The 14,569-nt window shown below is 37.5% G+C and carries 20 protein-coding genes and 1 pseudogene; 2 read left to right on the top strand and 19 right to left on the bottom strand.

What is annotated here, in order from left to right; all coding sequences use genetic code 11:
- Positions 1-3: 3 nt before the first annotated feature.
- The 6 genes from ACZ48W_RS08205 to ACZ48W_RS08180 form a co-directional block, all read right to left on the bottom strand.
- Positions 4-519, bottom strand: coding sequence for a hypothetical protein (locus tag ACZ48W_RS08205; protein WP_464827860.1), 516 nt, complete (start codon positions 517-519; stop codon positions 4-6).
- Positions 506-1,192, bottom strand: coding sequence for a 23S rRNA (guanosine(2251)-2'-O)-methyltransferase RlmB (gene rlmB, locus ACZ48W_RS08200; protein ID WP_464827859.1), 687 nt, complete (start codon positions 1,190-1,192; stop codon positions 506-508). The genes ACZ48W_RS08205 and rlmB overlap by 14 nt, the downstream gene beginning before the upstream one ends.
- 51 nt (positions 1,193-1,243) lie before the next feature.
- Positions 1,244-2,053, bottom strand: a complete 810-nt coding sequence (rsmI, locus tag ACZ48W_RS08195) for a 16S rRNA (cytidine(1402)-2'-O)-methyltransferase (protein ID WP_464827858.1) — start codon at positions 2,051-2,053, stop codon at positions 1,244-1,246.
- Positions 2,054-2,185: 132 nt separating this feature from the next.
- Positions 2,186-2,386: a 50S ribosomal protein L31 gene (gene rpmE, locus ACZ48W_RS08190; RefSeq protein ID WP_464827857.1), complete on the bottom strand. Its 201-nt coding sequence runs from the start codon at positions 2,384-2,386 to the stop codon at positions 2,186-2,188.
- Positions 2,387-2,590: 204 nt separating this feature from the next.
- A complete protein-coding gene (locus ACZ48W_RS08185; protein ID WP_464827856.1) occupies positions 2,591-3,259 on the bottom strand; it encodes a 16S rRNA (uracil(1498)-N(3))-methyltransferase in 669 nt (222 codons plus the stop codon).
- 8 nt (positions 3,260-3,267) lie between these two features.
- A complete protein-coding gene (locus ACZ48W_RS08180; RefSeq protein WP_464827855.1) occupies positions 3,268-3,693 on the bottom strand; it encodes a hypothetical protein in 426 nt (141 codons plus the stop codon).
- An 89-nt stretch (positions 3,694-3,782) separates the two neighbouring features.
- Here ACZ48W_RS08180 and ACZ48W_RS08175 point away from each other — a divergent pair, with 89 nt between their 5' ends.
- Entirely contained in the window at positions 3,783-5,000 is a 1,218-nt protein-coding gene (locus tag ACZ48W_RS08175; protein ID WP_464827854.1) for a molybdopterin molybdotransferase MoeA, read from the top strand.
- 88 nt (positions 5,001-5,088) lie between these two features.
- Here ACZ48W_RS08175 and ACZ48W_RS08170 read toward each other — a convergent pair whose 3' ends face one another.
- From ACZ48W_RS08170 to ACZ48W_RS08155, 4 genes are all read right to left on the bottom strand, one after another.
- Complete coding sequence (locus ACZ48W_RS08170; RefSeq protein ID WP_464827853.1) at positions 5,089-5,670, bottom strand: 6-pyruvoyl trahydropterin synthase family protein; 582 nt, start codon at positions 5,668-5,670, stop codon at positions 5,089-5,091.
- Between the two features lie 69 nt (positions 5,671-5,739).
- The gene (locus ACZ48W_RS08165) at positions 5,740-6,336 is read right to left on the bottom strand and encodes a flavin reductase family protein (RefSeq protein ID WP_464827852.1); all 597 of its coding nucleotides are present in this window, start codon (positions 6,334-6,336) and stop codon (positions 5,740-5,742) included.
- The gene (locus tag ACZ48W_RS08160; protein ID WP_464827851.1) at positions 6,326-7,060 is read right to left on the bottom strand and encodes a c-type cytochrome; all 735 of its coding nucleotides are present in this window, start codon (positions 7,058-7,060) and stop codon (positions 6,326-6,328) included. Before ACZ48W_RS08160 ends, ACZ48W_RS08165 begins: the two co-directional genes overlap by 11 nt.
- 51 nt (positions 7,061-7,111) lie before the next feature.
- Entirely contained in the window at positions 7,112-7,462 is a 351-nt protein-coding gene (locus ACZ48W_RS08155; protein ID WP_464827850.1) for a NifU family protein, read from the bottom strand.
- Between the two features lie 339 nt (positions 7,463-7,801).
- On the opposite strand from ACZ48W_RS08155, the gene ACZ48W_RS08150 reads away from it, so the two are divergent.
- Complete coding sequence (locus ACZ48W_RS08150) at positions 7,802-7,999, top strand: hypothetical protein (RefSeq protein ID WP_464827849.1); 198 nt, start codon at positions 7,802-7,804, stop codon at positions 7,997-7,999.
- 70 nt (positions 8,000-8,069) lie between these two features.
- On the opposite strand, the pseudogene ACZ48W_RS08145 reads toward ACZ48W_RS08150, so the two are convergent.
- From ACZ48W_RS08145 to cydB, 9 genes and pseudogenes are all read right to left on the bottom strand, one after another.
- Positions 8,070-8,390, bottom strand: a pseudogene (locus ACZ48W_RS08145) (NifB/NifX family molybdenum-iron cluster-binding protein); the annotation flags it as partial.
- A gap of 21 nt (positions 8,391-8,411) precedes the next feature.
- Positions 8,412-8,924, bottom strand: coding sequence for a DUF302 domain-containing protein (locus ACZ48W_RS08140; protein ID WP_464827848.1), 513 nt, complete (start codon positions 8,922-8,924; stop codon positions 8,412-8,414).
- Complete coding sequence (locus tag ACZ48W_RS08135) at positions 8,924-9,889, bottom strand: SLAC1 anion channel family protein (RefSeq protein WP_464827847.1); 966 nt, start codon at positions 9,887-9,889, stop codon at positions 8,924-8,926. Before ACZ48W_RS08135 ends, ACZ48W_RS08140 begins: the two co-directional genes overlap by 1 nt.
- A gap of 142 nt (positions 9,890-10,031) precedes the next feature.
- Positions 10,032-11,249 (bottom strand): MFS transporter, encoded by a 1,218-nt coding sequence (locus tag ACZ48W_RS08130; protein ID WP_464827846.1) that lies wholly within the window; start codon positions 11,247-11,249, stop codon positions 10,032-10,034.
- Complete coding sequence (tsaA, locus tag ACZ48W_RS08125) at positions 11,250-11,747, bottom strand: tRNA (N6-threonylcarbamoyladenosine(37)-N6)-methyltransferase TrmO (protein ID WP_464827845.1); 498 nt, start codon at positions 11,745-11,747, stop codon at positions 11,250-11,252.
- A gap of 56 nt (positions 11,748-11,803) precedes the next feature.
- Complete coding sequence (locus ACZ48W_RS08120) at positions 11,804-12,097, bottom strand: DUF134 domain-containing protein (protein WP_464827844.1); 294 nt, start codon at positions 12,095-12,097, stop codon at positions 11,804-11,806.
- The gene (locus ACZ48W_RS08115; protein WP_464827843.1) at positions 12,097-13,272 is read right to left on the bottom strand and encodes an MFS transporter; all 1,176 of its coding nucleotides are present in this window, start codon (positions 13,270-13,272) and stop codon (positions 12,097-12,099) included. The genes ACZ48W_RS08120 and ACZ48W_RS08115 overlap by 1 nt, the downstream gene beginning before the upstream one ends.
- A gap of 5 nt (positions 13,273-13,277) precedes the next feature.
- A complete protein-coding gene (locus ACZ48W_RS08110) occupies positions 13,278-13,442 on the bottom strand; it encodes a hypothetical protein (protein ID WP_464827842.1) in 165 nt (54 codons plus the stop codon).
- Positions 13,443-13,450: 8 nt separating this feature from the next.
- A complete protein-coding gene (gene cydB / locus ACZ48W_RS08105) occupies positions 13,451-14,569 on the bottom strand; it encodes a cytochrome d ubiquinol oxidase subunit II (RefSeq protein WP_464827841.1) in 1,119 nt (372 codons plus the stop codon).

The following is a 14,569-nucleotide window of genomic DNA, read 5'->3' as shown; positions in this document are numbered from 1 at the left end:
TCTTTATAAACTTTCTTCAGTATTCGTTCCGGTTTTTGTAATATTTGTATCAGTATGTATCGGGGCTATGACACTTTCAATACTCAATTCTGTACTCTCATTGACTTCTTTAGGCATAAGAAGCTGACTGATCTTTTCTTCACTGAACGGCAATAATTCATTTAACTGTTTTTTGTCAAACTGTGTAAAGAAATACCAGGAAGCATATCCTAAAAGTATCAGGATAAACAGTAAGAACAATTTGGATTTACCTTTTTTCTCTTCCATAATGGGAAGCCCGAGTGTAACACTTTCCTCCTCATCACTGTTTTCTATATAGTGGAAAAGTGCCTGCTCTTTCAAGGCACTCAGGTCTGCTTTATATTCACGTTCTATGATAGAGATAAACCCTAGTGTTTTCACTTTTTTCAACGCATCAAAATCACCGGCTAAAAGTGCTTCAAGATTTTCTTCTGAAATATTGGTTTTCTTACTGATCGCTTTTACACTGTTCTCTTCAAGTATCTCATTTAACTGCATAACCCATCCTGTGTATTAAAATCGCTGCTGCCGCACTGACATTCAGAGAGTCAAATGCATGCTTCATCTCTATGGAGATCATATGATCGAGCTTTGATCTTGCTTTCCTGGAGAGTCCTTTCCCTTCGCTTCCCAGAACAAGCACTCGTTTAGGTTCAAATACCGTATCCTGTACTGCTTTGCCCTCCATGGCCGCACCATAGAAAGAAAAACCTACCTGTTGCAATTCATTGAAAACATCTAAAATATTATGTGTGACCATAAAAGGCATATCCAACAGTGCACCTGAACTTGTACGCGCAATAGCGGCAAAGTTCAATTGTTTCACTCCTGTGGCAATGATGGCATCTGCTCCAAGTGCATAGGCACTTCTTACGATCGCTCCGATATTCCCTACATCTGTCAGTCCGTCAAGCACCACAATAAAATCATTTTTCTTTATTGAGGAAAGGCTGCTTTGTTCAAAGTCGGAAACTTCAAGCAAAATACCCTGATGGTTCCCGCCCTTACTCATAGACTGAGCCCACTTCTCTTCCAGGAACTTGATCTTATCGTGGTGTTCATGAAATAGCTTTTGGGGAAGTATTCCTTTTTTAGCTACATAGACAGTAGTGATCGTATCCGGGTGTTGCTCTAAGGCATAAAGGCAAACCTGTTTTCCATAAATTATCATAGGTAAGATTTTACCTTTTTTTTGCTTTTACTGCGTTGTAACGGGAAAGGACTAATTTATGAGTTCGTTATACCACTCTTTTACACTCTTGTCGCTCAGTTTTGCAAGAAGTTTTGCTTTGGCCTTTGGAGGCAGGTCCAACTGTAGAACCTCATTGAAATGAAGACTCTTTTCTGTAGCTTTTTTTGCACGTATGATCACAACCCACTCTCCGCGTATCGTGATCTCACGGAACTTTTCATCAAGCTCTTTGGCTGTGCCTTTAAAATAGGTTTGAAACTTTTTACTTATCTCTTTGGCTAAAAAAAGTTCTCTGTCTCCATCCATGGCAGCTACCTCTTTCAGAAATTTTTCCAAACGGTGGGGAGACTCGTAGAGTACTGTATTGTAACCATTGTTCATTGCTTCGTTCAACGCAGCACTTCTATCTGATCCTTTATGCGGCAAAAAACCGAAAAAAAGAAATTTTCCCTCTTCAAAACCACTGGCCGCATATGCTGTGGTCACGGCACTTGCTCCGGGAAGCACATCATAAATGATATTGTTTTTTTGGCAATAAGCTACCAGTATCTGCCCGGGATCAGAGATCACAGGCATCCCCGCATCACTGACATAGACCACTTCTTTTGAACCCAGAACAGTACCAAATTGTTCTAAACGTTCTTTTCCATTATGTTCATTGAAAGAGTAAAACTCTGCATCAGGATACGTCATACCGAACCGCTCTTCCAAAAGTCGTAAAAGCCGTTTGGTCTGACGTGTATCTTCACATAAAAACAGTTCAGCTTTTTCAAAAAGCTTCATAGCTCTGATAGTAATGTCTTTGGGATTTCCAATAGGAGTGGGGATAAAGGTTAACATAATTAGGTACTTTGTCAGGTGAAGAGAATAAGTGACTAGTCGCTTGAGCCTGCTGCTGAAGCAAACTTAGTGTTAGCAATCTCTTGATAAAAAAATTGCCTAAATGGCAAGTTTTTTATAAGAGAAATGAACCTATGAGAGTTTATATTTATTTTTAAACTTCTCAACTCTACCTGCAGCATCAAGAATTTTCTCAGAACCTGTAAAGAATGGGTGACACTCATTACAAATATCGATACTCATTTCTGATTTATTTGTTCTAACTTCAAACTTGTTTCCACAAGCACATGTAACTTTACATTCCATATATTCCGGGTGAATATCTTTTCTCATTTTGAGACCTTTTAGTTTATTTTTAAAACGCAACCAGTTGCGTGAGCCGACTGTTGAAGTCTGCTTTTAATGACAGGCAACTAACCTGTTCCAGTCAATGACTCTTCCATATTTGCAAGCAAACAGGGTCGTTGCAACGCTCTGGGCGAGACAACTTTAGGGCGAAATTATAGCAAAAAAAGTTTAAAATATTATAAAAGAAATTCACAGAAGCAGTTTAGAAGCCACCGCACACACAGCACTTTCACTTTTAAGCACCAAAGGGGTATCAAACCCTATAATATTTTCAGCAGGGAAAAGGGCTGCTTCATCTTCATGAAAACCACCTTCACACCCTATGACTATGGTATCTATATCACTATTTGAAATAAAGTTGTTTTCAGAGAAATTCAATATTTTACTTTGTGGATTTTCTTTCAAAAAACTTTCCAGATCTTCAGCCATCTCAAGCTTCATCATCTGGCTTCTTCCTGACTGCTGGGAAGAATTCAAAAGTATCTTTTCCAAACGTTTAAAGTCGATCTTAAAAATTTTCTGTGAACGTTTGCAGTAGATAAATGTGATCTTATCTACACCCATTTCATTGAGTGACGGTAGTACTTTTTCAATATTTTTGGGGTCTATCACACACCAGCCTATATGCAGTGATCTGGGAGCTTTTACTTCAAGTACCTGACTCTCTTGCAGTTTCAGCATGACAGAACGCTTGTCCATGAAGGTAACTTCATAGCGATGCAACAGTCCGTCTTCCAAATTACGCAAATAAAGGATATCATCTACCTTGTGCCTGCGTACCTTGAAGATGTAACGATGCTCATCACCGGTGAGGGTAAGTTGAGACTTTCCTGCCTCTTTATGATAGAGATATAACATATTCCAACCTATAGTGCCATAAGACCTTTGGCTTTAAGTACCATAAGTACAACCATGACAACCACAAGCAGGATTTGTACTGCTGAGATCTTGAGAAAAGCGCCTTTAAGCAATCTGTGTGTATCTTCATTTTGTATATTGGCTATTTTAATAAGTTTATATTTGCGTATTTCTATATACATCAATACCGCCCATATCACGATCATTATGATCGTACTCAATGTCAATCCAAGCTCACCCGTTACCATCGCGATAACTCCTGTAAAGGCTATCATCGTAGCAAGCGCCTGGAAGATCATCGTGTAGATAAAGCTTGCTTTTCTAAAGCCCAATGGATTTTTTGCTGTCATCACAGGGATAAGCAACCCCCCTGCTAAAAAACCTAAAAAAACTTTGACCAATATACTATGCGATACTATCATCTCTTCTAACATTATTTATTCCTTATTAATTATATTTGTTTAAAAGCGGATTATACTCTATGTTTGTTATAATCCTTATAATTCAATTATAAAGGCTTACAATGGCTGTTTCTATAACCGAAGCATTAGATATTATCTACACTAACTGTACTCCTGTCTCTACTGAAATCATTCCTATTGAAATGACTTTAGGACGTATCATGGCTGAAGATTCCATCGCTACTTTTGACTTACCCCGTTTTGACAATTCTGCCATGGATGGATATGCCGTCAAATGTATTGATGCAGATACTACAGTCACCAGCAATGAAGTCATTTATGCAGGCGATAACCCGGAAATGACACTGCAACCCAAAACAGCGATAAAGATCATGACCGGTGCACCTATCCCAGACGGATGTGAAGCGATCATCCCTATAGAGAATGTCACTGTAGAAGGAGATCAGGTCACCCTGCCCGCCACTATAGATAAGGATGCGCATATCAGAAGAGCCGGAGAAGATGTCAAAAGCGGGACTGTTTATCTTCATAAAGGAGAAAAAGTAACAGCCTACAGCATTGCTCTGCTGGCCAGTCAAGGGGTAACGCATCTCACAGTATATCGCAAGATAAAAGTAGCCGTTTTTGGTACAGGGGATGAACTGCGTCCTCATTTTGAAAAAATAGAGCCTCACCAACTCTACAACTCAAATACACCCATGTTCCTTGCCCGTGCAAAAGAACTGGGATGTGATGTGCGCTATATTCCAAGCAGTGGTGATACGATAGGGTCTTTGGAAAGTTCGATCACATCAGCACTGGATGCAGACATTATTATCACCTCTGGCGGTGTAAGTATGGGAGATAGGGATTTTACTAAAGAAGCATTTGGAAACTTAGGAATGAAACTCTATTTTGATAAAGTAGATATCAAACCGGGGAAGCCCACTGCTTTTGGAAAAATAGGTAGTACCGCTATTATCAACCTGCCGGGGAACCCTTTGGCATCCATGGTCAACTATGAGATTTTTATCCGTGCAGTGATACATAAAATGTCTGGAATAAATGCTTTCTATCATAGTACAATGGTAACAACCATGAGAGAGGACTCCAGACTAAGAAAAGGAAAATACAGTGTACGTCTGGGAAGCTTTGACGGCAAAACATTCATACCGCTAAAACAACAGTTGCCGGGCATGGTTTCACCTATGCAAAAAGCGGATGCTATGATCATCACTACACCCGATGTAGATTTCCTTCCTGAAGGAATGAAGGTTAAAATGATTCCAATTTGTTGGGAATTAACCAGTTGTGAAAAAGAGGATCTATTTACAACTTAAACGAAAAAGTACCTCTAATTCCATTAAGTTAAGAAATTTTTTACTACTCTGTCATTCCACTTGACTTCATAGCCATAAAGGGGGCCCTCTAAACTTTTTTAGGATTTGTCAGTAATGTATGCTTGATAAGTTTATCCCAAAGTTCAGTATCGCTCCATTCACGTTTCACTTGTTCGGAAAAAACAATATCTTCCAACTTTATCGTTCCCATCAGTTCACTGTGGGCATCTTCTTTAAAACCTTGCGCATATCCTGTCTCTGTCTCATGTACGATGATACTGTGAAGCTTTACTTCCCTTTCCCCATTTTGCATATTTGTACAAGCCAGAACACGTTCTACCATAAGGTAAATGACACGCGAAAACTGTTCGGCAGAAGGAGACACAGGAAGTTCTACCCATCTATGACTGTATTTTTTCATCGCTTCTATATAATGAGCATCATCTTTTAACCAAAGTGTGATCGCATGGTCGAAAGAGTCTATCAGCTCTTTAATGTAGAGTTTCGTCAAACCAAAATCATATACCATCTGTCCATTATCCAGGTAATTAGATTCAAGCAACACTTCAACTTTATAAGAATGACCGTGTATATTTTCACTACAGCGTTGTGTAGAACAGCCTCGAACAATATGGGCATTTTCAAATTTAAAAAGTTTTCGTATTAACATCTGTGTCCTTAATAGGAGTATATCGATCTGATTCTAACCAATATAACTTAAGGAGAGCTATAAAAATGCTTATGGTATCTTTGGAGCTTCAATCTCCTCACCTAAAAAAGCATAACTTTTCCCGATACGTGCTACTGGTTTAAAGGCTATGGTCAGTCGGTCTTTGTCGATGATCACCTCATCGTTGACAAATATCTGTAGTACATTCAATACCAAAGGGATCGTTGAACCTCCCCCTAAATCTATCTCCTGATCTAACTCACAAAAATAAGCTGTAGGGACATTCTTTATCATCGGAGGATACCCTTCAACCAAAGGTGTAGTCTCAATGTCAAACATTTCAGCTTCACTCACCTCCTTATCTAAGCCCTTGGAAGAAAAATGCATCTTTTCCAGATCTTTCTCTTCTACCATACAGATAGTACATTTTTTATGTTTACGCAGGTTTGCAAGCGTATCTTTCGGTGTTCCATCTGCTTTATGTCCTACTGAAATAAGTACAGAAGCCGGGTCCGATGAAAGTCCTATAAAATAACTGAAAGGTGCTACATTCACCACTCCGTTATCTTCAGTCACCACCCAGGCAACAGGTCTTGGTATAATGGTCTGTGCCATCAGTTTATAGGTTTCATTCACTTTTTTGTCTTTATTCAGATCAAATATCATTTTTTACCTTCCATGGTTTTGGTGCTTCTATTTTACCTAAAGAGTCTATCCACTCTTTTAAAATGATCAACTCTTCTTTTGAAAACTTGTCTTTGAATGCAGGCATCATCATATTTTTAAATTCTTTCCATTTTCCCTGACTTCCGTTTTGGATCACATCAATCATCTTTTCCGTGCCATTTTTTGCTATATGCTTGAAAGACGGCCCTACTTTATCTTTTTCTATAGCATGACAATTGAGACAACCACTCCTACGTACCAACTGTTCTCCTTTCGGTAAGGCATCAAAAGCAGCTTTTGCCTGCATCTCTTTAAGGTACACCTGCTGATCATAAAAAGTATACATATACTCTGCAATAGCCTTGAGTTCATCTTGGCTGACATTTCCTTTTTGGGAAGGCATCACACCATAGGATTTAAGACTCTCTTCATCACAGTAAGATTTCTCTTTACTGGGTTCAAGTACATAATCTTGAATAAAAGGGATGAACTTAGTCACTTTGTCCTGGTCATTATTGATTTTCATAAAATCTTTCAAATGAAATACCACTGCCATCATAGGCGGAGCCTTTTCATCTTCATATGTGCTGGGAGGCATTTTCAGGTTGTGGCACATCGCACACTTCTCCTCTAAAAGCATCCCACCATTATAATGAACCTTTTTTGTATTGTCTCCACATCCTATAAGCATCCATGCTGCCAATATGCCCCATATATAACGCATTCTTTTTCCTTTTCTATTCTTACATTGACGGTATAAATAAAAACTTTACCTTTAAAAAAGCTTTTTCACTTTATCCATCAATCCCTCTTTCTTATTATCTAGAGTTTCTTTTGGCTCTTCTTGCGTGTAGTATTCCTGGGGTAATACATTTTGGGCTGTACCATCTACATTCACTACTGTAAGTTCAGGGTGGATCAATTCTCTAAGTTTTCTTTGCACAACCATCTTTGTTGTCATCAAACTCATTGAACATCCATGACATGTTCCCGTCAGCTCTATATAGACTATACCATCTTTTGTACCCAAAAGTTTAATATCACCGCCATGGGAGTTGACATACTCATTCACCGTAGGAAGATGGTGTTTTGCTGCCTCATAAATATCTTCATCTGAAAAATTCATTTTATTATCCTTTATTATAAATATGATAAGTTATGACAATATAGTACCCTTTCGCTTAAATAAGACTAAATCAGTCTTATATTAATCTAGGTATGATATAATTCTTCACTCACATTAAACAGACAGGTTCAACACTCTCATTTACGCTTCCAGACCAGTTTGACAAAGCCGTCACGCTTACTCCAGATACGAAAAAAATCATCTTTGTCTTTGCAAAATCCACAGGACATACAGTCGTCAGAGAATTTCTTAAAAAGCAGGACAAAAGCTACCTATCTTCACGTCATACTCTCTTTGTTGCCGATGTAAGTGGTATGCCTACGGTTATCAAAAATACATTTGCCCTACCTGATTTTAGAAAAAGCCCCTACTCTGCCCTGCTCATTCTCTGCCCTGCTCATTTATGATAAAGCCATTGCAAAAAACTATAAAAATGCAGAAGATGCCGACAAAATTACCATTATAACACTAGACAACAAGACAATTACAAAAGTACAAACACTTACAAGCGAAGAGAAGCTCAAAAAAGCACTCTAAGACTCTCCCTACTTTTTTGCGGGGTTAGCAACTTAATATACATTTCAATGATTTATATTAAGTTGTGCTTTCATTTTTTTGTTCCTTTTTTCTTAATAATCTCATTGACATTGCTGTCATCTACAATAACAAGCGACTCATCCTCATATTTTTTAACTGCCTCAGCAAGTTCAATTCTATCATTCCCTACATAAAATACCGTGATACTTCCTTCTCTTTGAATCATTTCATAAGGAGGTTCACTCATTTTTTGCATAAGAAGCATATCAACTCCTTTCTCAAGAAGCCATTTTACAACAGCTGATCCCTGACTGGCTTCATTTTTTTCTATTGTAATTTCACCATCCTCGCTGATAAAAGCAAACCATTTTGCTTTGCCAAACAGCGGAGCAACCGCCGAATTTTCTTTATTTTAAAATATTGTAAATCTAAAGTGTACAAACCCTAATATTTCTTCTATATCTTTTACTACTTTTTCCATTATAACACCTTCTCTTCGACCGGAAAAGAGTCTTGCCATCACATAACCGTTCATTAAACCGATTGTTACTCTGCCATCACTCTTTTCATAGACAGCAATACTCAGAGGCATTTTAACTGCCATAAATTTACTCTCATCTTTTTCTAACATTTCTCCAGAGAGTTTACCATTGCAAAATTTGATAATTTTCACCCTGCCTACATCTTTACCGTCATGAGCGACAATCTCTTTTTGTTGATCGATTACAGTTGTAACATGCCAACCTTTTTGTTTATTAATACGATCTGTCAACATGCTTACTGTTTTTTCAAAACTGTAAGGCACTGTTACCTCTTTGAAAAACATTGTAGGGGCAGATATTTTAAAAAACAGACCGATAACAAAAAAACTAAAAACCATACCTAAAATAGCACCTATAAAGATTCCTCTTTTATTGTTTATCATTATTCTTCCTCCGAAACACAAATTTTTTCTTTTTTACATGCATGTAAAGTTTTTATAGTTACATACCCAACGACGAGACTTGTTAAAATAATCAATGTAACAGATGCCACATAAGTTATATTGTTACGTAACGACATATACATAAGCAGTGTCGCAATCGTTACTGCTGCCAGCGGGAATGTATATGCCCACCATGAAATAAAAAACTCTTTTGTATCAAAAATTTTTACCATAAACAGCAACAAAAACAAAGTAAACAGTGCAACAAAATAGAGTATTATCGAAAACATATCTATACTTCCATCTGTTATACGAAAATAACTGATAAAACCAACCGAGGGTGGGGCAATAAAAATAAAAAGTGTCGGTATGAGTTTTTTTGCTAATGGATGGTGAAAAACGATACGATTTAACATAATCGTAAAAAGTATAATCCAAAAAAAGAGTCCGATAGCAAAAAAGAAAAGTGATACATATAAAGGTGCTGCATCCACTCCAACAACAGGCACTAAAATATTACCGACTATTGGAATAAACCAGGCAGGATTAGCATGTACAACTTTTAAATCATTGTTTACCCAGTAACGAATGACCGTTAATGTCAAAAAGAGTTGCAACGGTGTTCCTATATACCAAAAAAGGATAGAAACAGTAGGTGCAAAATCATAATATGCGATAGAAACCAATAAAAAGCTAATGGCTATTGCTGCCATAAATGAACTTTTAATAGGATGGTAAAACTCTTTTTTTACAGCTTCCGGGTAAATTAACCACTTGAACATATATGCTGTAAATATTCCCAAAAACAGAACAGTATCTATCAAAAGAAGTGTTCCGTAAATCCAATAGGGCATATCAAGAAGATGATATGCCTTGGCAAAAACAATTGATAGCCCCGAGAGTCCCATGATAACAGCAAACAGCTGTACAGGAAAATATTCTAATGACCTTTTTGTAACTTCCATGTTTTAACTCCTATTTATTTTTCCTACCAAACTTGATAATCACAGAAAGTTTTGCATAGTGTCAAACTATAACTATAAATAATTATTATTATCAACTTTGATAATAATACTCTCTTTATTCTTAAATAGGAATAAAATACTCTTATTTAATTTCTTTTAACTGTCTACTGATTAAGAATCCTATACCCAATAACAGGATACTTAAAAGATATATCACCGTATAATTACCTACAAACTTCAAAATTACCCCGCCTAGCACCGGAAAGAAAAGTCCCAGTGAACTAATATTTGTCTGTAGTGCTGTATAAACAGGACGTTTTTCTTCCGGGGCTATCTCAATGACCAGATTCATCCCCGCAATATTGAATCCGTCCAATGCAATACCAAAAAGCAAAAAGATGACAGCATACATATAGAGACTGTTTGCGAATAATGCAATGATAAAAGCAGCAATCATAAAAAGAAAACTGAGTGAAAGCATTTTTTCATAGTCATTTATTTTCCTCCAAAGAAAAGTACTTCCCAAAATACTGCCTACCATCTGTAGAGTAATAAATCCACCTAACATCCAACCTGTCAGCGTAAAAGTACTATTGGCATTAAGTATTACAAAAGGCATAGAGAGGAAATAACTGAAACTAAGAAAAATCGCAAGTATCTGCTGTTGTAGTCTTTTATCTTCTTTTAGTGTTACCATCGCATTTTTTATAAATGTTTTAAAATGCTTCTCTTTGACAGAAACATTTTCCTTTATAGGCTCTTCTATGGTAACAAACGTCACAAAGCCTATAACCATAAAAAGACTGCTTACCATGAACAAATAGGTATAATTCAGAGGTGCTTCATAGTAATTGAGCACGTACCCTGCAACACCTCCGCTGATAATAGAAGCGATGGAGCCTGCTACTTGTCTATTTGCCATCGTCTTACCACGATATTTTTTAGAAAAGAGTTTGGCTTGAAGTTCTTTAAAATAGATGGCACCAAAGCCTGCTGTAAATGAAAAGAAAAAAAGTCCTAACCCTATGAAAAATAGCGTTAATGGCTTGTTACTGTCTCCAATAAAAAAAATACTCAATCCTATGGAGAACCAGGAGATCCAGCGAAAGAAAAAGACTTTCCCCAAATAAGGAAGCACGCGCTTATATGCCTGTGCATGAAAAGCAGCATAAAGCTGTACCATGATCGCCCCGCCACGGAGCAAAGAGGCAAAAATACCTACAATAATAACACTATCACTGAAGTGATGTACCATCAAAGGCAAAATGGTTGAAGGCTCAGCGATTGTGATCGCCAAAGCCAAAAAGAAAGCATGTGTTACATTCTTGGTGTTATTTTTAGGGTCATCAATTTTGAACATCTATTGGCTTTCTACAAACCGATCATCCGAACGCTTATTACTTACCTCATCTAAACTTGCCTGCATCCAACCTGATCTTGATACTCCTTCTACTTTATCAAAATTTTCTATATAGGGTTTAATATCCAAAAGTGGTGTACCATCTAAAATATCTACCCCTTTTATCGTTACGATATTTTTCTCTACACTCACAAGCTCTACTACTGAAAGTCCCATTCCGTTAGGGTGCATCGGTGTCCGTGTAGAAAAAACTCCTCTTGGAGTATTGGTCTTGTCATTAAAAGGAATTACACTCAGTTTTGGCTCTTTCACCTTATGGAAATGGTAGATAAGATAGACATGGCTGAAACCATCAAGATCTTTAAGCCCCTCTACATACTCTTTTTCAAATTCTATGGTTGCATAGGTATCTCTCGCTCCCTTTGGCTGAACCGGCATATTGACCAGGTTACAGAAAGGTGAACGAATAGTGGCTATTTGTTTCAAAGTAAAATACATTTAACGTTTTCCTCCATATGAATGTATACCTTTTAATTTTACGGATATTGCTATTTTCATATTTTTTTCTCCTGTATTTTTATTTTAATGGCTTTACTATGAAGCAAAGCATCTGAAATTTTTTTATGTGCCTTCTCAAGAATTCGTGAAAATGTACTCCTTGATATTCCCATTTTATCTGCACACTCCTGCTGATATGAACCTTCAAAGTCACTCAACCTGAGCGCTTCCATCTCGTCTTCCAAAAGTTCAACACTTTCTAACTCAACCCTTCTAAGTCCACATGGTTTAAAACAGATTTCACTGTGGTCAGCATCGATATGTCTTTTTATTCTTTTTCTTCCACGCATCAAACACTTCTCTCTTTCATTGTATGATTTAGAATCATAGCAAACGGTATAGCAATAAAGGCTAAAACAGCTGCAATATAGTAGGTAAACGTAAGCCCCAGAGTATCACCGAACATTCCCATAACCAAAACAACAATAGAACTGATACTAAAATTGATACTCATATAGATACTGTTGATGAAAGTAGGCATTTTTGTATCAAGTTCATGAATGACGGAAAGCATAATCGGCCCATTGGCAAACATAAAAATACCCAAAAGTGCCAACAGTGGAAAGAGTGTATAGAGTGTGGTACTGAAAAGAAAAGCACTCATCGTCAGTGCTGCACCGCTTGACATGATGACCAATGTTTTTTGTCTGCCTATTTTGTCTGAAATATTTCCTGACAGAAAGGTACCAATAACACCAAAAAACTGTAAAACGGCCAGTGCACTGCTTGCAATCCACAGTGAAAAACCCTGCTGCGTCAAATAGACAGCCAAATAGAGTGTCACTGCCATCTTCATAGCAGACTGAAAAAACATAAATCCACTCATTGCTCCAAATAGAGGCAAAAATCGTTTCACCTCTGCAACTGCATCACCCTTTTCACTTTTTTTTACAAATTTTGTCTGTGTAACTTGAAAATCATTCAATTTATAATACAAGATCAATGAAGCAAGTATCCCAAAAGGCATCAATCTCCAAGTGCCTTCAAACCCCCATAACGAAACAGCTCCGGTAATGAGTAGAGGTCCGACTGTTCGAGCCAATTCACCACCGACCATATAGTAACTCATACCCCGTCCAAGCTTCTTTCCAGCCGAAGCCTTAATCATGCCCGGTGAAGGAATATGAAAAAGCGTAGAAGCGATCCCTGCAATGGCAAGCAAGACGACCAAAAGTGCGTAGGAGGAGGCAACACCCAGGAGAGACATACTTACAGAGGTAAATGTAGGAGCAAGAATGACAAAATATCTGGCATCACTTCTTTCCGCCAAAAGACCAAAAAATGGATTTAAGAGAGATGGAATTTTTCTAGCAATATCCAGGAATGCACTTATTACAAGGCTCATACCTAGTTTGTCAATCAGCAACGGCAAGATAGGTGCCAAAAAAGCAGAATAGGTATCCTGCACCAAATGAGCCAAGGAAACTGTCATTATAAGGCTTTTGTTATATTGTTGTTTTTGCATTGAAATCATAACTCTTTTCTAAAACTATTTTTCCTGCCATGAAAAGATTCAAGCTCTTCAAGCCTCTCCATTTTTTTGTAATATTTGAGATTTAACTGGACAAATTTTAGTCCCACATAAACCACTGCCGGCCAACTTGCATACCAAATAATTTCTGTTAAATAGTGCATAAAATCTCCTAGTAGTGATGTGAATCAGATTTGATTTCATCTATTGTTAATTTTGTTCTATCCATAGAACGCCATACATAAAAGATATATGCAGCGACAACAGGAACAAGAAGCGATACAACAGCCATAACGCTGAGTGTATAGTGACTTCCTGAAGAGTTTGCAATGGTTAGTGAGCTCTGTATATCTGCAAGTGATGGATAGTAAACTGAGTTGTCAAGCCCTAAAATAAGCATAACAATCGTTACAGTCAGAATAACTCCAAAACCTGTAAACCAAATAGCTTTATCACTATTTTTCATAAGTGCGATGAAAACACCCCAAAGCAGAGATACAACACCTACAAGTAAAAGAACAAGTAGCAGTGGCATATCTAAAAAGCTGTGAAGAAACTTCATACTTTTTACACTTACAACACCTGTAGCAGGATCATACACTAAACCATCCGAAAAGAGAATCATGCCAAGTACAAACAAAAAGAGCACTAAAAACATAAGAAAGTTTACAGTTACTACTTTTTTGATTCTGCCGATGATAGTAGCAGCATCAAGAGAGTTTAAAAAGTACAGACCCGCTTGCATACGTGAAAGAAAAACAAGCATAAGCCCAAACGCAACATTAAAAGGCTTGAGCAGTGCTTCTAAACCATAGCTTTGCATTGTCCAGTGTGAAAGGTGAGAACTGTTTACTACAAAGTTTCCACCTGTAAAAAGTGTTCCAAGTGCCACGCCGATGAGAAAAATACCGAGTGAACCATTGATGTAGAGAAGTGTTTCGTAAAATTTCTCTCCATAAAGGTTGTCTGGTTTTTTTCTGTACTCATACGCAACTGCCTGAATGATAAAACAAAACAAAATCGCCATCCAAACATAATACGCTCCACCAAAACTTACAGCATAAAAAAGTGGAAACGCAGCGAAAAGCGCACCACCAAACATGACGAGCATGGTAAAAGTAAGCTCCCATTTTCTTCCGAGCGAGTTGATGAGCAGATCGCGTTCATCTTCAGTGTGTCCAAGTCTGTAAAGCAATGTCTGTCCACCTTGAACAAATGTCATAAAGACAAATAGAGCGCCTATGACACTTACTAAAAACCACCAATACTCTTGTAAAGTTAGTAAATCCAT

The sequence above is a fragment of the Sulfurovum aggregans genome (assembly GCF_055385215.1).
This window is presented reverse-complemented; position numbering and strand designations above follow the sequence as displayed.